General features: G+C 66.5%; 16 protein-coding genes. 8 read left to right on the top strand and 8 right to left on the bottom strand.

What is annotated here, in order from left to right; translation table 11 throughout:
- Window positions 1-2 precede the first annotated feature (2 nt).
- The 3 genes from RI03_RS08570 to rmuC are packed head-to-tail and all read right to left on the bottom strand — an operon-like array spanning window position 3 to window position 2,074.
- Window positions 3-413, bottom strand: a complete 411-nt coding sequence (locus RI03_RS08570) for a PilZ domain-containing protein (RefSeq protein WP_010216682.1) — start codon at window positions 411-413, stop codon at window positions 3-5.
- Between the two features lies 1 nt (window position 414).
- Window positions 415-552 (bottom strand): hypothetical protein, encoded by a 138-nt coding sequence (locus tag RI03_RS24040; RefSeq protein WP_170318362.1) that lies wholly within the window; start codon window positions 550-552, stop codon window positions 415-417.
- Window positions 553-589: 37 nt separating this feature from the next.
- Window positions 590-2,074, bottom strand: a complete 1,485-nt coding sequence (gene rmuC, locus RI03_RS08565) for a DNA recombination protein RmuC (RefSeq protein WP_010216681.1) — start codon at window positions 2,072-2,074, stop codon at window positions 590-592.
- Between the two features lie 131 nt (window positions 2,075-2,205).
- Here rmuC and RI03_RS08560 point away from each other — a divergent pair, with 131 nt between their 5' ends.
- Window positions 2,206-3,870, top strand: a complete 1,665-nt coding sequence (locus RI03_RS08560; RefSeq protein ID WP_010216680.1) for a formate--tetrahydrofolate ligase — start codon at window positions 2,206-2,208, stop codon at window positions 3,868-3,870.
- Between the two features lie 113 nt (window positions 3,871-3,983).
- Here RI03_RS08560 and def read toward each other — a convergent pair whose 3' ends face one another.
- Together def and recR are read right to left on the bottom strand one after the other, a co-directional pair.
- Entirely contained in the window at window positions 3,984-4,514 is a 531-nt protein-coding gene (def, locus tag RI03_RS08555; protein ID WP_010163547.1) for a peptide deformylase, read from the bottom strand.
- Window positions 4,515-4,658: 144 nt separating this feature from the next.
- Entirely contained in the window at window positions 4,659-5,255 is a 597-nt protein-coding gene (gene recR, locus RI03_RS08550) for a recombination mediator RecR (RefSeq protein WP_010163546.1), read from the bottom strand.
- A gap of 117 nt (window positions 5,256-5,372) precedes the next feature.
- Here recR and fmt point away from each other — a divergent pair, with 117 nt between their 5' ends.
- Window positions 5,373-6,302, top strand: a complete 930-nt coding sequence (gene fmt, locus RI03_RS08545) for a methionyl-tRNA formyltransferase (RefSeq protein ID WP_010216679.1) — start codon at window positions 5,373-5,375, stop codon at window positions 6,300-6,302.
- The gene (truA, locus tag RI03_RS08540; protein ID WP_010216678.1) at window positions 6,299-7,039 is read left to right on the top strand and encodes a tRNA pseudouridine(38-40) synthase TruA; all 741 of its coding nucleotides are present in this window, start codon (window positions 6,299-6,301) and stop codon (window positions 7,037-7,039) included. Before fmt ends, truA begins: the two co-directional genes overlap by 4 nt.
- Before the next feature lie 248 nt (window positions 7,040-7,287).
- Here truA and thiS read toward each other — a convergent pair whose 3' ends face one another.
- Window positions 7,288-8,292: a sulfur carrier protein ThiS gene (gene thiS / locus RI03_RS08535; RefSeq protein ID WP_170318366.1), complete on the bottom strand. Its 1,005-nt coding sequence runs from the start codon at window positions 8,290-8,292 to the stop codon at window positions 7,288-7,290.
- A gap of 138 nt (window positions 8,293-8,430) precedes the next feature.
- Between thiS and aroQ the strand changes: the two genes are divergently transcribed.
- The 5 genes from aroQ (at window position 8,431) to purL (ending at window position 14,495) form a co-directional block, all read left to right on the top strand.
- The gene (gene aroQ, locus RI03_RS08530) at window positions 8,431-8,877 is read left to right on the top strand and encodes a type II 3-dehydroquinate dehydratase (RefSeq protein ID WP_010216676.1); all 447 of its coding nucleotides are present in this window, start codon (window positions 8,431-8,433) and stop codon (window positions 8,875-8,877) included.
- A gap of 39 nt (window positions 8,878-8,916) precedes the next feature.
- Window positions 8,917-9,393 carry an acetyl-CoA carboxylase biotin carboxyl carrier protein gene (gene accB / locus RI03_RS08525; protein WP_010216675.1) on the top strand — a complete coding sequence of 159 codons (477 nt, stop codon included), beginning with the start codon at window positions 8,917-8,919 and terminating at the stop codon, window positions 9,391-9,393.
- 2 nt (window positions 9,394-9,395) lie between these two features.
- Window positions 9,396-10,748 (top strand): acetyl-CoA carboxylase biotin carboxylase subunit, encoded by a 1,353-nt coding sequence (gene accC / locus RI03_RS08520; RefSeq protein WP_010216673.1) that lies wholly within the window; start codon window positions 9,396-9,398, stop codon window positions 10,746-10,748.
- Between the two features lie 363 nt (window positions 10,749-11,111).
- Complete coding sequence (locus RI03_RS08515) at window positions 11,112-12,095, top strand: alpha/beta fold hydrolase (protein WP_026046569.1); 984 nt, start codon at window positions 11,112-11,114, stop codon at window positions 12,093-12,095.
- 159 nt (window positions 12,096-12,254) lie between these two features.
- Window positions 12,255-14,495 carry a phosphoribosylformylglycinamidine synthase subunit PurL gene (gene purL, locus RI03_RS08510; RefSeq protein WP_010216671.1) on the top strand — a complete coding sequence of 747 codons (2,241 nt, stop codon included), beginning with the start codon at window positions 12,255-12,257 and terminating at the stop codon, window positions 14,493-14,495.
- Window positions 14,496-14,679: 184 nt separating this feature from the next.
- Here the strand turns inward: purL and RI03_RS08505 are convergent, their stop codons facing one another.
- A complete protein-coding gene (locus RI03_RS08505) occupies window positions 14,680-14,958 on the bottom strand; it encodes a DUF1467 family protein (protein ID WP_010216669.1) in 279 nt (92 codons plus the stop codon).
- Window positions 14,959-14,988: 30 nt separating this feature from the next.
- A complete protein-coding gene (locus tag RI03_RS08500) occupies window positions 14,989-16,566 on the bottom strand; it encodes a ribonuclease J (protein ID WP_051007259.1) in 1,578 nt (525 codons plus the stop codon).
- Between the last annotated feature and the right edge of the window lie 165 nt (window positions 16,567-16,731).

Raw genomic sequence — 16,731 nt, 5'->3', positions numbered from 1 at the left:
CCTCAGCGCACGACCACGCCAGCGTTGCGCGCGATGAAATGGTCGAACACCGCGGGGTGCATCGGTTGCTGGAAGCGGATCCCGCACTGCCATCCCTGACACCAGCTCACCTTCGCCTCGAACGGCTCGAGCCCGGGGAGCTTCACCCACACGACCGTGCCCGCCGCGATCGTCAGGTTGTTGACGCGGCACCCGGTGCGCGACAGGTCGATCAGCCCGGCGGGTTGCGCCTTCCAGTTGCGCTCGCGCAGCGTGATGCCGACGGTCAACGCGACCCGGTCGCCGAGCCGGCGTTCCGCTTCGGCGTCGTCGGAGGTTCCATCAGGTGCGGCTTCGGAGACGACGCCGGTTAGCGCGGGCGTCGTTGGTTCTGTGGACGCGCTTTCGGGCGGCGCTGCGTGAAGACGGATCATGTCAGGCGGACGGCGTTTGGTCCGGCATCGCGCGGCGGTCGTGCCTGCGCCGCTCCTCCCCGCGATAGGATGGCGACGCCGCGACACGGCGGTCGCCGTCCCGGCGTTCCGGCCTCTCGTCCTGACTGATACGCGACATACACCGTCCTTTCGGCGTCAGGCTATCGCGCGGAACGTTAAGAAGCGGTCAACGCCTCTGCGTCCTTGGCCGACTCTTCGGGGGTCGGAAGCGAAGCAGGCTCGCCATAGCGCGCGAGCGCCTCGACCGGGGGGACGTCCTCGATCTCGCGCGCGGTCGTCTCGATGTTAAGGTCGCGGAACTTGCGCCCCGTCACCAGCACGCGGCTCTCGAAGCTGGAGACGAACGTGTTGTAATTGTTGACCGCGCTCGTCAGCCCGCTGCCGACCTTGCGCATGTCCCCCGCCGCCTTGGCAAGCCGCTCGTACAATTCCTTGCCGAGACGCCCGATCTCCGCCGCTTCCTTGGCGAGTCGCTCCTGCCGCCACACCGCCGCCACCGTCCGCGCGATTGCGATCAGGTTGGTCGGCGTCGCAAGCAGCACGCGCTTGTCGAACGCGAAGTCCCACAAGGTCGGATCCTGCTCGAGCGCCGCCGTGAGGAAATGCTCGCCCGGCACGAACATGATGACGTAATCCGGCGCATCGGCGAACTGGCTCCAATAGGCCTTGTTGCCCAGCCCGTTGACGTGCGCACGCATCGCCGCGGCGTGCATTGTCAGTCCCTTCGTCCGCTCCGCCTCGTCGACCGCGCCGAACGCATCCTGATAGGCGTTGAGCGAGACCTTGGCGTCGATCACCAGGCTGCGCCCGCCCGGCACGGTCACGATCGCATCCGGCCGCAGCCGACCGCCCTCGTCGCCACCCGCGACCGAAACTTCGGTCTGGAAATCGGTATGTTCCGACAAGCCACAGGTTTCCAACACATTCTTGAGCTGCTGCTCGCCCCACCGCCCGCGTGACTTGGGCGCGTTGCGGAGCGAATTGACGAGTTTCGCCGCTTCGCTCGAAACCTTTTCCTGGCCAACCCGAAGCCCCTCGAGCTGCCCCTTCAACTGGTCGAACGCGCTGACGCGGTCGACCTCGACCTTGGTCACCGCCTCCTCATAGCGCAGCAGGCGATCGCTGACCGGCTGGAGCATCGACTTGAGGTTCTGCCCCGCGGTCTCCTCGGACTGGCGGAAGCGTTCGTCGGCGCGCTTGAGGAAGACTTCCTGCGCATCCTTGAGCAGCTTGTTCGAAACCTCGGCGAATTGCGTTGCGAGCAGGTCCTTGGCGTGGAGCAGTTCGGCGATCCGCGTCTCATGCGTCTCACGCACCATCTTCAACCGCGCCTCATCCGCATCGCGCATCTCGGCGAGCCGATTCTCGAACGCCGAGGCGTGCGTCTTGAGCGCAGTGCTCTCGAGTCGCGCAACGTCGCGCTCGTCGCGCAGCGCCGCCAGGTCGACTTTCAATTGCTCCGCCTCGCGCGCGCGCTGTTCGGCGCTCGCAAGATCGACGATCGCGCGGCGGAAATCGGCATCGCGCGCAGCGGCATCGGCGCGCGCGGCAGCGAGCGGGCGATTGCCGAGCAGCCAGCCGAACGCGAGCCCGACGAGCAAGGCGCCGATCGCGAGCAGGGAAATCGTCAGGCCGGTCATGCAAGATCTTTCTGGAACATTTTGGGAACTGTACCCGCGGGGACGTGGGCGGACAAGCACGGGCGGTCGCAAATCCCGCGCGGGTTACGTTCCCCCTCCCCCTTCGGCAAGACACGCGATAAGGCGGTCGCATGCTCTCTGACATCGCGATCTCGCGCGCCGCCACCCTGCTCCCGATCGGGACGATTGCCGCCACCGCCGGAATCCCGGCCGAAGCGGTCGAGCCCTATGGGCATTACAAGGCAAAGCTCGACCTTTCGCGGCTCCCCGCCGCGACCGAGACGGGCAAGCTGATCCTCGTCACCGCGATCAACCCGACGCCGGCGGGCGAAGGCAAGTCGACCACGTCGGTCGGACTTGCGGACGCGCTGGTGCGGACCGGGCGCAAGACGATGCTCGCGCTGCGCGAGCCTTCGCTCGGCCCGTGCTTCGGCACCAAGGGCGGCGCGACCGGGGGCGGTTATGCGCAGGTCGTGCCGATGGAAGACATCAACCTTCACTTCACCGGCGATTTCCACGCGATCACTTCGGCGCATAATCTGCTCGCGGCGATGATCGACAACCACGTCCACTGGGGCAATGCGCTCGACATCGACGTGCGGCGGATCGTGTGGCGGCGCGTGCTCGACATGAACGACCGTGCGCTGCGCGACATCGCGCAGTCGCTGGGCGGCCCGGCCAACGGCTTCCCGCGCGAGAGCGGGTTCGACATCACCGTCGCCTCGGAAGTGATGGCGATCCTGTGTCTCGCCACCGACCTGCACGATCTCGAGGCGCGGCTCGGTCGAATCGTCGTCGCCTATACGCGCGACCGCCAGCCAGTGACCGCGCGCGACCTCAAGGCCGACGGCGCGATGGCGGTGCTGCTCGCGCAGGCTATCAAGCCCAACCTCGTCCAGACGCTCGAGGGCACGCCCGCGCTGATCCACGGCGGGCCGTTCGCCAATATCGCGCATGGCTGCAACTCGGTGATCGCGACGCGCACCGCGCTCGGGCTGGCCGATTACGTCGTGACCGAGGCGGGCTTCGGCGCGGACCTCGGCGCGGAGAAGTTCTTCGACATCAAATGCCGCCAGGCGGGGCTCAAGCCCGCCGCAACCGTAATCGTCGCGACCGTCCGCGCGCTGAAGATGAACGGCGGGGTCGCTAAGGCGGACCTGTCCGCCCCCGACGTCGAGGCGGTCCGGCGCGGTGGCGTCAACCTCGCGCGGCATATCGAGAATGTCCGCGCGTTCGGGGTTCCGGTGGTGGTCGCGGTCAACCGCTTCGACAGCGACACGCCCGAGGAATTCGAGGCGATCCGCGGCATCGCGGCGGCACAGGGGTGCGAGGCGATCCTGTGCACGCATTGGGCAGACGGCGGTGCAGGCGCGGAGGCGCTGGCGGAGGCGGTGGTCGCCCTGTGCGATCACGGCGCGGGACAGTTCGCACCGCTCTATCCCGACGACCTGTCGCTGTTCGACAAGATCAACACCGTCGCGACGCGCATCTACCGCGCCGAGGAAGCGGTCGCCGATCCGTCGGTGCTGGCGCAGCTCGCACGTTGGGAAGCGGCCGGCTTCGGGCATCTGCCGGTGTGCATGGCGAAGACGCAGTACAGCTTTTCGACCGACCCCGCGAAGCTTGGCGCGCCGACCGGGCATGTCGTGCCGGTCCGCGAGGTTCGGCTCAGCGCGGGTGCGGGGTTCGTGGTCGCGATTTGCGGGGAGATCATGACGATGCCGGGCCTGCCGCGCGTTCCGGCGGCGGAGGGAATCCGGTTCGGGGCTGAGGGCGAAATCGAGGGGTTGTTCTGAAGGAGCCGGGGATCAGCCACCGTTCTCCTGCGAAAGCAGGGGTCCAGGGTAACAAGAAACTGCGCTCGTAACCCTGGGCTCCTGCTTTCGCAGGAGAACACAGGAGATTGGTTTCAGCCCGCCTTGCGCATCTTGTTCAGCTTTTTCATCAGCATGTCGCGCTTGAGCTTCGAGATGTGATCGATGAACAGCACGCCGTTGAGGTGGTCGATCTCATGCTGGAGCGCGGTCGCCAGCAGGCCGTCCATGTCGCCCTCCTGCCGCGTGCCCTGCTCGTCGAGCCACGCCGCGCGGCACCGCGCGGGGCGCTCGACATCGGCATATTGCTCGGGGATCGACAGGCATCCCTCGGCGTAAAACGAGGTTTCCTCGCTGACCGAGAGCAGCTCCGGGTTGATGAACACCAGCGGGTTCTTAACCGGCTTGGCGTCTTCGCCCTCGCCTTCGGTTTCCTGCAGGTCGATCACGACGATCCGCTGCTCGATCGCGACCTGGGTCGCGGCGAGGCCGATCCCCCGCGCATCGTACATCGTGTCGAACATGTCGGAGACGATCTTGCGGACCGAATCATCGACGGTTGCGACGGGCTTCGCGACGGCGCGGAGGCCGGGATGCGGGACTTCTAGGATTTCGAGGATTGCCATGCCCGCGAGCTAGGAAAGCCCGCGCAGCGCGTCAAGGTTGCTGCCCTGCTTCTTCGTGCCTTTGTGGCTTCGTGCGAAAAGGTCTTTTTCGCACAAAGCCACAAAGGCGCAAAGATAAGAAGAGGTTAGAGTAGGTTTCAATCCCTAGGCGACAGGCCGCCGGGCGCGCAGGGCCTGTGCCAGCGTTCCTTCATCGAGATAATCGAGCTCGCCGCCGACCGGCAAACCGTGTGCAAGCTGCGTGATCCGGACCGGGAAGCGTTCGATCCGCTCGGCGATGTAATGCGCGGTGGTCTGCCCCTCGAGCGTCGCGTTCATCGCGAGCACGACCTCGTCGATCCCGCCTTCCGCAATCCGCCGCACCAGCGAATCGATCGCGAGGTCTTCGGGGCGAACCCCCTCGAGCGCCGACAGCCGCCCGCCAAGAACATGGAAACGCCCCGGGAACAGGCGCGAGCGATCGAGCGCCCACAGGTCCGCAACCTCCTCGACGACACATAAGGCGCGCGCGTCGCGGCGTTGATCGCTGCACACGCCGCATGGGTTGGTCGTGTCGACATTCCCGCAAATTGAACAGGTTGCGAGGTTTTCATCGACGGCCATGAGAGCATTGAGCAGCGGGCCAAGCGCCGCCTCGCGCTTCTTGAGGAGGTGCAGCACCGCCCGCCTTGCCGATCGCGGCCCGAGCCCGGGAAGCTTGCTGAGCGCCTGCGTAAGGGCTTCGATTTCGGGAGACGCCATCCAGAACAGATAGGGCCGCGATACGCGTTCGTCACCCCGGCGTCGGTCGGGGGCGTCGCTCCACGGGGCGGACGCGAAGCCTTGTGTTTGGCCGCACGCCCTCGCAAGAGCCGTGGCATGCGTATCATCTTCATGGGCACGCCCGACTTCTCGGTCCCGATCCTGCAGGCGCTGGTTGATGCGGGGCATGACGTCGTCGCGTCGTACAGCCAGCCGCCGCGTCGCGCCGGACGCGGCAAGACGTTGACCCCCACCCCGGTCCACGCGCGCGCGGAGGCACTCGGGATCCCCGTCCGCACCCCCGTCACGCTACGCGACCCCGCGGCGCAGGCCGAATTCGCCGGGTTCGCCGCCGATCTTGCGGTGGTCGCCGCTTATGGCCTCATCCTGCCGCGCGCGATCCTCAATGCGCCGGCGCACGGGTGTCTCAACGTCCACGCCTCGCTGCTCCCGCGCTGGCGCGGCGCGGCGCCGATCCAGCGCGCGATCCTCGCCGGGGATGCCGCGACCGGCGTGTGCATCATGCAGATGGAGGCCGGACTCGATACCGGCCCGGTGCTGTTGCGCGACGAAACACCGATCGGCGCAAAGACCGCGGGGATGATGACCGACGAACTCAGCGCGATGGGAGCGCGGCTGATGATCACGACGCTCGCTGACCTGCCGGCTTATCCCCCGATCGTGCAGCCCGAGGACGGCGTCACCTACGCCGCCAAGATCGACAAGGCCGAGACACGGCTCGACTTCGCGCAGGATGCGGCCGCGGTCGAGCGCCAGACCCGCGCGTTCAACCCTCCAGGGGCGTGGTTCGAAATCGGCGGTGAGCGCGTTCGCGTTCTGGCGGCCGAGATCGTCCGGTCGTCCGGCGCGCCCGCGCCACAGGACGGAACCGACAACGCCACCGGAAGCGTGCTCGACGCCGACCTCACTATCGCCTGCGCGGAGGGCGCGATCCGGCCGACGTTGCTTCAGCGCGCGGGACGTGGCGTCATGACCGCGCCCGAGTTGCTCCGTGGATTCGCGATCCCCGTCGGAACCCAACTTTGACGCGGTTCGCGCTGACGGTCGAATATGACGGCCGCCCGTTCATGGGTTGGCAGCGGCAACACCACGGCCCGACCGTCCAGGCCTCGATCGAGCGCGCGGCACACGCGATCACCGGCGAAACGGTCGCGGTCCACGCCGCCGGGCGGACCGACGCTGGGGTCCACGGGATCGCGATGCGCGCGCATATCGATCTCGCGCGCGATATCGCCCCCTTCCGACTGCAGGAGGCGCTCAACGCCAAGCTGCGGCCCGATCCTGTAGCGATCACGGGGTGCGAGATCGTGCCGGACGACTGGCACGCGCGTTTCTCCTGCATCGGGCGGCATTACGAGTTCCGCATCGTCACCCGCCGCGCGCCGCTGACGTTCGAACGCGGCCTCGCATGGCGGATCCCCGCGGCGCTCGATGTCGCCGCGATGGCGGACGGAGCGGCGCGGCTGGTCGGGCGGCACGACTTCACCACCTTCCGCTCGGCGCATTGCCAGGCGGACAGCCCGCTGCGCACGCTCGACCGGCTGGAGGTCGTGGCGGAGGGGGAACGGATCAGCGTGTTCGCCTCGGCGCGGTCGTTCCTGCATCATCAGGTGCGGTCGATGGTCGGGTGTCTGGCGTTGGTCGGCGAAGGGAAATGGGCGCCCGCCGACATGACGACCGCGCTCGACGCGCGCGACCGGACCGCATTGGGGTTCAATGCGCCGCCTGATGGGCTGTATTTCTTGCGGGCGGATTATCGCTGAGGTCGCGGCGGGTGGCGGGTGGCGGGTGGCGGGTGGCGGGTGGCGTACCAGCGGGCTATACCGTTCCCGGTCCATCATATTTCCCACCGTCACCCTGAACGCGTTTCAGGGTCCACCGCGGGCCGAGTCCGGTCCGAACCCGCTACACGGTGGATGCTAGAACAAGTTCAGCATGACGCTGCTTCGGGGAGCGTCGGCGTAACGGGGCAGCGGCGGCCACGACGCCCCCCGCCCCCTCAACTATTTCCTCAGATCAGCCCCGCCAGCGGGCTAGACGGATCGGCGTAGCGTCGCATCCCCATCCGCCCCGCGAGATACGACAGCCGTCCCGCCTCGACCCCGGCCTTCATCGCCGCCGCCATCATGATCGGGTCCTTCGCTTCGGCGATCGCGGTGTTCATCAACACCCCGTCGCACCCGAGCTCCATCGCGACCGCGGCATCCGACGCCGAACCCACGCCCGCATCGACCAGCACCGGCACGCTCGCACCTTCGACGATGAGGCGGATCGTCACGCGGTTCTGGATCCCCAGCCCCGATCCGATCGGCGCGCCGAGCGGCATGATCGCGACCGCGCCTGCATTCTCGAGCCGCTTCGCCGCGATCGGATCGTCGACGCAATAGACCATCGGCAGGAACCCCTCGTTCGCGAGCACTTCGGTGGCGCGGAGCGTCTCGACCATGTCGGGATACAGCGTCCGTGCCTCGCCGAGCACCTCGAGCTTGACCAGGTCCCAGCCGCCCGCCTCGCGCGCCAGCCGCAGCGTGCGGATCGCCGAGTCGGCATCGAAGCAACCCGCGGTATTGGGCAGATAAGTGACCTTCTTGGGATCGATGAAGTCGGTCAGCATCGGCGCGTTCGGATCGCTGACGTTCACCCGCCGCACCGCGACGGTGACGATCTCCGCGCCCGAGGCTTCGAGCGCGGCGGCATTCTGCGCGAAATCCTTATACTTGCCCGTGCCGACGATCAGCCGTGAGCGGAACGTCCGCCCCGCAACGGTCCAGCTATCCGCCTTGACCGAAGGCGCATGATCCCCGCCGCCGACGAAATGGACGATCTCCAGCTCGTCGCCGTCCTCGACCATCACCTCGCCGAGCGTGGAACGCGGCACCACCGCCAGATTGCGTTCGACCGCGACCTTTTCGGGCATCAGCCCGAGATCGGCGGCGAGATCGGCGAGGCTCAACCCGCTGCGAACCCGGCGATGCTCGCCATTGACCTGAATGCTGACAGTTCCATCGGTATGCACGATCATTGACCTTCCGTTCCGCCCGTCCCGCGCCCCGTCGGCACCTGCGTCTCGACTTCACGCGACACGACCGGGTAAAGAGGGGTGATAGCGCGATATACGCGGGGCCGCACGGCCCGCAACCGAAAGCCTCGCCCGATGCCCGTCAGCAAAGCCGAAACGATCTTCGTCCTCAACGGCCCCAACCTCAACCTGCTCGGCATGCGCGAGCCCGAGATCTATGGTGCGGACACGCTCGACGACATTGCGGGGCAGCTGGAAGACCGTGCGCGGGAACTCGGGCTCGCGATCGACCTGCGGCAATCGAACCACGAAGGCCATCTGGTCGACTGGATCCACGAGGCGCAGGCGCTCCCCGCCAAGGCGTTGATTCTCAACGCCGCCGCCTTCACGCATACCTCGGTCGCGATCCTCGATGCGATCAAGGCGGTGCGCACCCCGGTGATCGAAGTGCATCTGTCGAACCCGCACGCGCGCGAAGCCTTTCGCCACGTCAGCCGTATCTCCCCTGCCGTAAAAGGCACGATCAGCGGGTTCGGCGCGTTATCCTATCTGCTGGCGCTTGAAGCGGCGGCGCGACTCTGACAGGACGCACCCTCGAAAAACAGGGAGCATAGGGAATTTATGCCCGAGGACACCACTGCCGACGCCATGCGGATCGATGTCGATCTGGTGCGTCAGCTCGCACAACTGCTCGACGACACGTCGCTGACCGAAATCGAGGTCGAGGACGGCGGCCGCAAGATTCGCATCGCGCGCAAGGCCGCGGCCGCTGCTGCTGCGCCGGTGCAATACGCGCCCGCCCCGATGTCGGTCGTCCCCAATGGCGCACCGGCGGCGGAAATCGTCGCGGTCCCGCCGTCGATGGTCAACGCGGTCAAGTCGCCGATGGTCGGCACCGCCTATCTGTCGCCCAACCCCGAGGCGAAGGCATTCGTCAGCGTCGGCGATACGGTTGCGGCGGGTGATACGCTGCTGATCGTCGAGGCGATGAAGGTGATGAACCCGATCCTCGCGCCGAGCGCAGGCCGCGTGACGGCGGTGCTGGTGACGAGCGGGCAGCCGGTCGAATTCGACCAACCCCTGGTGGTCGTCGAATAATCATGGCCGAAATCAAGAAGCTGTTGATTGCGAACCGCGGCGAGATCGCGCTGCGCATCCATCGCGCGTGCCATGAAATGGGCATCCAGACGGTCGCGGTCCATTCGACCGCGGACGCGGACGCGATGCACGTGCGGCTTGCCGACCAGGCGATCTGCATCGGCCCGCCGTCGGCGACCGAAAGCTACCTCAACATTCCGAACATTATCTCGGCGGCCGAAATCTCGGGTGCCGACGCGATTCATCCGGGCTACGGTTTCCTCTCGGAAAACGCCAAGTTCGCCGAGATCGTCGAGGCGCACGACATCATCTTCGTCGGCCCCAAGCCTGAACACATCCGCACGATGGGCGACAAGATCGAGGCCAAGCGGACCGCAGGCGCGCTCGGCCTTCCGCTCGTGCCGGGCTCGGCCGGGCCGATCAGCGATCTGGCGGAAGCCAAGGAAATCGCGGCGACGGCGGGCTATCCCGTCATCATCAAGGCGGCGTCGGGCGGCGGTGGTCGCGGCATGAAGGTCTGCACCTCCGAGGACCAGCTCGAGACGCTGATGCAGCAGGCCGGCAGCGAGGCGAAAGCCGCGTTCGGCGATGCGACGGTCTATCTCGAAAAGTACCTCGGAAACCCGCGCCACATCGAGTTCCAGGTGTTCGGCGACGGCGAGGGCAATGCGATCCATCTGGGCGAGCGCGACTGCTCGCTCCAGCGCCGCCACCAGAAGGTGCTCGAAGAGGCCCCCTCGCCAGTACTCGGCGAAGAGGACCGTGCACGGATGGGCGGGATCTGCGCCAAGGCGGTGGCCGACATGGGCTATCGCGGTGCCGGAACGATCGAATTCCTGTGGGAAAACGGCGAGTTCTATTTCATCGAAATGAATACGCGGCTGCAGGTCGAGCATCCTGTGACCGAGGCGATCACCGGGCTCGATCTGGTGCGCGAACAGATCCGCATCGCCGAGGGCCACGGCCTGACGCTGCGGCAGGAAGACGTGCAGTTCCGCGGCCACGCGATCGAATGCCGGATCAACGCCGAGGACCCGCGCACCTTCGCGCCGTCGCCGGGGCTGATCAAGCAGTTCCACGCGCCGGGCGGGATGAACGTCCGCGTCGATAGCGGGTTGTATGCGGGCTACCGAGTGCCCCCTTACTATGATTCGATGATCGCAAAGCTGATCGTCTACGGCACCACCCGCGCGGGCGCGATCCGCCGGCTGCGGCGTGCGCTCGAGGAGTTCGTGATCGACGGGCCGACCACGACGATCCCGCTGCATCAGGCGCTGATCGAGGATCCTGAATTCCAGGCGGGGGACTATACGATCAAGTGGCTCGAGGAATGGCTCGCGCGCGAGCCTGCCTGATGTGTTTTCCGGCGAAGGCCGGAGCCCAGGGTTACGGGGGCTTGCTCCCGTAACCCTGGGTTCCCGTTCTCGCGGGACCTCCGCCTAAATAATCCAGGGTTTGATCGCCCCCCTCGCCCAAAAGCTACCGTCATGCTGAACTTGTTTCAGCATCCACCGCGCAACAGGCAAAGTCCGGACTTGCGGAGAGCTGGATCCTGAAACGAGTTCAGGATGACGGACGGGTTTGGCGAACTCTCGCCTTCCGGCAAACAAGACAGTTCGATGAACCCGTTGGCGCGGCGACTTGCCAGCGCGCCTCAAACGGGCGACTCTCCCCGGACAATCGCTTCGTCGGAGCGGAACGGTGGTGGGGGGACAGCAATGCGGTGGCGAATCGTGGGGTATGGCGTGGCGGCAGTGGTCGCGCTGCTGATCATCGCGTTCCTCTATTACCGCACCCCCGATACCAACCCCGCCGCAATGCGCGCCAAATACGGCGCGCCGCCCTCGCAGTTCGTCGACCTCGGCAACGGCCTGACCGTCCACCTGCGCGACACCGGCCCGCGCGACGCCCCCGCACTCATGCTGATCCACGGATCGAACGCCTCGCTCCAGACGTGGGAGCCGTGGGCGGAGCGGCTCGCCCAGCGCTATCGCATCATCCGCATGGACTTGCCCGGCCACGGCCTGACCGGCGCCAGCCCGACGCGCGACTACACCCCCGCCGCCTATGTCAACGTGGTCGAGCGCATCCGCACGAAACTCGGCGTCGACCATATCGTGCTCGCGGGTAACTCGATGGGCGGCGGGGTCGCGTGGCATTATGCGCTCGCGCACCCCGAGCATCTCCGCGGCCTGGTCCTGATCGACTCGGTCGGACAGCCCGAGCCGGGCAACGCCAAGCCGCCGCTCGCCTTCCGCATCGCGCGCCTGCCGGTGCTGCGCGAGATCGCCTCGGCGATCACCCCGCGCAGCCTGATCGCCGACAGCCTGCCCAGCGTGTTCGGCGATCCGAAGCTAGCCGATGCCGCAATGATCGATCGCTATTGGGAATTGCTGCGCTATCCGGGCAATCGCAAGGCCACGCTCGACCGGTTCGCGCTCGCGCCCGACAGCGCGACCGCAGCGGAACTGGCCGCGCTCAGGCTGCCGGTGCTGATCCTGTGGGGCGCAAAGGACCAGTTGATCCCGCGCGCGTCGGGCGACTGGCTCCACGCGCGCATTCCGGGGAGCAAGCTGATCGTCTATCCCGGCACCGGCCACTTGCCGATGGAGGAACGGCCCGACGATAGCGCGCGTGACGTGGAGCGGTTCGTGCAAGGGTTGCGCGATGGAAGCATCCTCCAGAGCAACCGTTCGCCCTAAGCGAAGTCGAAGGGCCCTCGCACATCGCCGAACCACTGAAGTGAAAGGGGGGCTTCGACTTCGCTCAGCCCGAACGGGTCTACGAAAAATGCGTCCGGCGCGTCCCCCAGCCACGCGATGAGGTGACGGACCCGCACCACCGCGTTAAAGGCTCAGGCCATGACCGACATCACCCCCGAGATCGTCGCCCAGCACGGGCTTTCCACCGAAGAATATGACCGCGTCCTCCACGCGCTGGGCCGCGAGCCCAATTTGACCGAGCTCGGCATCTTCTCGGTGATGTGGTCCGAGCATTGTTCGTACAAATCCAGTCGTATCCATCTGAAGAAGCTGCCCACCACCGGCCCGCAGGTCATCTGCGGCCCCGGCGAGAATGCCGGCGTCGTCGACATCGGCGACGGTCAGGCGGCGATCTTCAAGATGGAGAGCCACAACCACCCCTCGTACATCGAACCCTATCAGGGTGCCGCGACCGGCGTCGGCGGGATCCTGCGTGACGTGTTCACGATGGGCGCGCGCCCGATCGCCAACCTCAACGCGCTCCGCTTTGGGCGGCCCGATCATCCAAAGATGCGTCACCTGATCTCGGGCGTCGTTCACGGCATCGGCGGCTACGGCAATTGCGTCGGGGTGCCCACGGTCGGCGGCGAGGTGAACTTCCACCCCGCCTATGACGGCAACATCCTCGTCAACGCGATGACGGTCGGCGTCGCCGAGACCGACAAGATCTTCTATTCCGCCGCCTCCGGGATCGGCAATTCGATCGTCTATGTCGGTTCCAAGACCGGCCGCGACGGGATCCACGGCGCGACGATGGCCTCGGCCGATTTCGGCGAGGATTCGGAATCGAAGCGCCCGACCGTCCAGGTTGGCGATCCCTTCACCGAGAAGCTGCTGATCGAGGCGTGCCTCGAGCTAATGGCATCGGACGCGATCGTCGCGATCCAGGACATGGGCGCGGCTGGGCTTACGTCCTCCGCGGTCGAGATGGCGTCCAAGGGCGGGGTCGGGATCGAACTCAACATGAATGCGGTGCCGCAGCGCGAAACCGGCATGACGCCCTATGAGATGATGCTGAGCGAAAGCCAGGAGCGGATGCTCATGGTGCTCAAGCCCGGCCGCGAGGATTTCGCCGAGGCGATCTTCCGCAAGTGGGAGCTCGACTTCGCGGTGATCGGCCAGGTGACCGACACCGGTCACATGGTCCTCAAGTTCCACGGCGAGACGGTGTGCGACATCCCGCTCGCGCCGCTTGCCGACGAAGCGCCGTTGTACGACCGCCCCGCCGCGTCGAAGGAAGAATATCAGGCCTGGGCCAAGGTCACGCCGCTCGGCGAGATCCCGCAGACGCCGAACGTCGCCGCCGACTTGCTCACGCTGATGGCCTCCCCCGATGTCGCCTCGCGCCGCTGGATCTGGGAGCAGTACGACACGCAGGTCGGCGCGGACACGATCCAGCGCCCAGGTGGTGATGCCGCGGTCGTCCGCGTCCACGGCACGCAAAAGGGGCTCGCGATGAGCACCGATTGCACCCCGCGCTATTGCTATGCCGATCCCTATGAAGGCGGCAAACAGGCGATCGCGGAATGCTATCGCAACCTCTCGGCGGTCGGCGCGACCCCGCTTGCGGTGACCAACTGCCTCAACTTCGCCAACCCGCAGCGCCCCGAGATCATGGCGCAGTTCGTCGGCTGTCTCGACGGCATGGGCGATGCCTGCCGCGCGCTCGACTTCCCGATCGTGTCGGGCAACGTCTCGCTCTACAACGAGAGCAAGGCGACCGGCGGCGGCTCGGCGATCCTCCCGACGCCCGCGATCGGCGCGATCGGGTTGCTCGCCGACTGGTCGAAGTCCGCGACGATCGCGTTCAAGGGCACCGGCGACGTGATCGTGCTGATCGGCGAACGCTCTGGGCATCTCGGACAGTCGCTGTGGCTGCGCGAAGTCCATGGCCGCGAGGAAGGCCCCCCGCCCCCGGTCGATCTCGAAGCCGAACGCCGCAACAGCGAATTCGTCCGAGCGCATATCGCGACCGGCGCGCTGACCGCCGTTCATGACGTGTCCGACGGCGGGATTGCGGTGACGATCGCCGAGATGGCGCTCGCGGGGAATGTCGGCGCGATGCTGCACGCGCCGCTGCCGTGCGGAATCGCCTGCGCGTTGTTCGGCGAAGACCAGGGGCTGTATGTCGCGACCGTCGCGGATCACCTGCTGCTAGAGACGCTGACCGCAGCCGATGCCGCCGGAGTCGAGATCGAGCGGATCGGGCGGACGATCGCCAACCGGCTGATCTTCGAGCTTCCCGATGACGATCACGTCGTGACGCTGGACGCATTGCGGGCAGCGCACGAGGGGTTCTTCCCCAAGCTGATGGGGGATGTTGCGCCGGTCGAGAATTGAGGGGGCGGAGGCTTCCCTCCCCACTTCACCCCCCTACTTCCCCGGCGAAGGCCGGGGCCCAGTAGTGAGGGTCGAGGTAACGAGGCGCAGCCGGCAGCAACACCTGCGTCGCTACTGGGTCCCGGCCTTCGCCGGGGAAGTGGAAGGTAGCAGAAGTGCGTGAGGGAGGGTCCCAAAGACCCCCCTACTCCACGTCCTTCCACGCCCCCCAGAAGTCGAGCATCTTCGGCGTCAGCCAACCATAGCTGAAGTTGAGCATATACAGCCCCCACAGCACCGTCGCGACGATCGTTACCCGCAGCGCAATCCGCCCCGCGCGAAACTCGTGCGGCGCGCTGTCCGCCTGCCCCGGTACGCGCTCAATGCCGGCCTCGTCCGCGGTCTTCACCCCGAACGGCAGGACGAAGAATACCGAAAACGCCCAGAACAGGAAGTAGATCGCCAGCGCCGAAGTCCACCGCATGCCGTTCTCCTTCCCGTTCCGAGCCTAAATTCAGGCCTCGATCAGCAAAACGTCAACGATCGGCTTCTTGCCGGTCCAACGGGTCGCGACCTTGCGGGTCGCGAGACGGATCTGCTCGCGCATCTTGTCGCGGTCGCGCCCGCCCTGCTTGACCGCCGCGATCACCGCGCCGATCGTTTCGTCGAGGAACGGCTCGCGGTCTTCCTCGACTGGGATCCCCTGGATGCGAACCTGCGGCTGGCCGATCATCCCGCGCTGCCCGATCGCGACCGCGACCGAGATCTGCCCGAACAGGCCGAGCTTGCGACGCTCGTTGATCGTCGAGCCATCGCCCGGCAGGATCACGTCGCCATCGAGCACGAGACGACCGACGGCAGCGTTGCCGATCTTGGTCGGGTTGCCCGGCGCGAGGCGGATGATGTCGCCGTTGGTCTGCACCACCGCACGCGGCACGCCCTCCGACAGGGCAAAGCGCGCCTGCTCCATCAGATGGCGCATTTCACCATGCACCGGCATCAGGATCTCGGGCTTCATCCACTTGTACATCTGGAGCAGCTCGGGGCGACCCGGATGGCCCGACACATGCACATGCGCCTGGCGATCGGTGATCATGATCACGCCCTTGGCGGCGAGCTGGTTCTGGATCCGCCCGATCGCGACTTCATTGCCCGGGATCTGCTTCGACGAGAAGACGACCGTATCGCCCTGGTCGAGCGAGATCGGATGCTGGCCGTTCGCGACACGTGCGAGCGCTGCGCGGTCCTCGCCCTGCCCGCCAGTCGCGATGACCAGCACCTTGTCGCGCGGCAGGCGCATCGCTGCCTCGGCGTCGATCGTCTCGGGGAAGTCCTTCAGATAGCCGGTCGCGCGGGCGACCTTGAGGATGCGGTCGAGCGACCGCCCCTGGACCGACAATTGCCGCCCGGTCTCGATCGCGACCTTGCCGAGCGTGTGCAAACGCGCGGCGTTGGAAGCGAACGACGTCACCAGCACGCGGCCCTTGGCCTTGCCGATCACGTCCATCAGGCCCGAAAGCACGTCGCTCTCGGAACCCGATGCGTCGTTGTTGAAGACGTTGGTCGAATCGCACACCAACGCGAGGATGCCGTCCTTGCCGATCGCCGCGAGCTGGTCGGGCGTGGCAGGGCTACCGATGACCGGCCGCGCATCGAGCTTCCAGTCGCCGGTGTGGAAGATACGGCCATAGGGCGTATCGATCAGCAGCGCGCTCGCTTCGGGGATCGAATGCGACATCGGCACGAAGGTGATGCCGAACGGCCCGAGGTCGAACGGCGCGTCCGGCTGGATCACGCGCAGCTTTACGCGGCTGGCGTTGCCCTCTTCCTCGAGCTTGCCGCGGATCAGGCCAGCGGTGAACGGGGTGGCATAAAGCGGCACGCCGAGATCCTCGGCGAGATACGGTAGCGCGCCGATGTGATCCTCATGACCATGCGTCAGCACGATCCCGATCAGATCGTCGAGGCGTTCCTCGATGAACTGCAGGTCGGGCAGGATCACGTCGATGCCGGGATATTGCGGATCGGCGAAGGTGATGCCGCAATCGACCATCAGCCACTTGCCGTTGCAGCCGTACAGATTGACGTTCATGCCAATCTCGCCCGACCCACCGAGAGCCAGGAACAGCAGTTCTTTCTTAGGAGTAGTCACTAACGCTTTGTTCTTTCAATTGAACGCCGCCAGCTTCACAAGCGGCGCAGGGAGGATGCGCCGGTCAGGCGCGATGAATTTCGTAGAGGTCTGGAAAGCGGGGCA

It is taken from the genome of Sphingomonas sp. PAMC 26621 (genome assembly GCF_000251145.1).
Classification (GTDB): domain Bacteria; phylum Pseudomonadota; class Alphaproteobacteria; order Sphingomonadales; family Sphingomonadaceae; genus Sphingomonas.
The sequence above is the reverse complement of the archived record's forward strand: the minus strand, read 5'-3'. Positions and strand labels throughout refer to the sequence as shown.

Bases quoted from the DNA above. Each gene is read 5' to 3' on its own strand.
- RI03_RS08570 (WP_010216682.1), bottom strand. From the start codon at position 413: ATGATCCGTCTTCACGCAGCGCCGCCCGAAAGCGCGTCCACAGAACCA.
- RI03_RS24040 (WP_170318362.1), bottom strand. From the start codon at position 552: ATGTCGCGTATCAGTCAGGACGAGAGGCCGGAACGCCGGGACGGCGAC.
- rmuC (WP_010216681.1), bottom strand. From the start codon at position 2,074: ATGACCGGCCTGACGATTTCCCTGCTCGCGATCGGCGCCTTGCTCGTC.
- RI03_RS08560 (WP_010216680.1), top strand. From the start codon at position 2,206: ATGCTCTCTGACATCGCGATCTCGCGCGCCGCCACCCTGCTCCCGATC.
- def (WP_010163547.1), bottom strand. From the start codon at position 4,514: ATGGCAATCCTCGAAATCCTAGAAGTCCCGCATCCCGGCCTCCGCGCC.
- recR (WP_010163546.1), bottom strand. From the start codon at position 5,255: ATGGCGTCTCCCGAAATCGAAGCCCTTACGCAGGCGCTCAGCAAGCTT.
- fmt (WP_010216679.1), top strand. From the start codon at position 5,373: ATGCGTATCATCTTCATGGGCACGCCCGACTTCTCGGTCCCGATCCTG.
- aroQ (WP_010216676.1), top strand. From the start codon at position 8,431: ATGCCCGTCAGCAAAGCCGAAACGATCTTCGTCCTCAACGGCCCCAAC.
- accB (WP_010216675.1), top strand. From the start codon at position 8,917: ATGCCCGAGGACACCACTGCCGACGCCATGCGGATCGATGTCGATCTG.
- accC (WP_010216673.1), top strand. From the start codon at position 9,396: ATGGCCGAAATCAAGAAGCTGTTGATTGCGAACCGCGGCGAGATCGCG.
- RI03_RS08515 (WP_026046569.1), top strand. From the start codon at position 11,112: ATGCGGTGGCGAATCGTGGGGTATGGCGTGGCGGCAGTGGTCGCGCTG.
- purL (WP_010216671.1), top strand. From the start codon at position 12,255: ATGACCGACATCACCCCCGAGATCGTCGCCCAGCACGGGCTTTCCACC.
- RI03_RS08505 (WP_010216669.1), bottom strand. From the start codon at position 14,958: ATGCGGTGGACTTCGGCGCTGGCGATCTACTTCCTGTTCTGGGCGTTT.
- RI03_RS08500 (WP_051007259.1), bottom strand. From the start codon at position 16,566: ATGAACGTCAATCTGTACGGCTGCAACGGCAAGTGGCTGATGGTCGAT.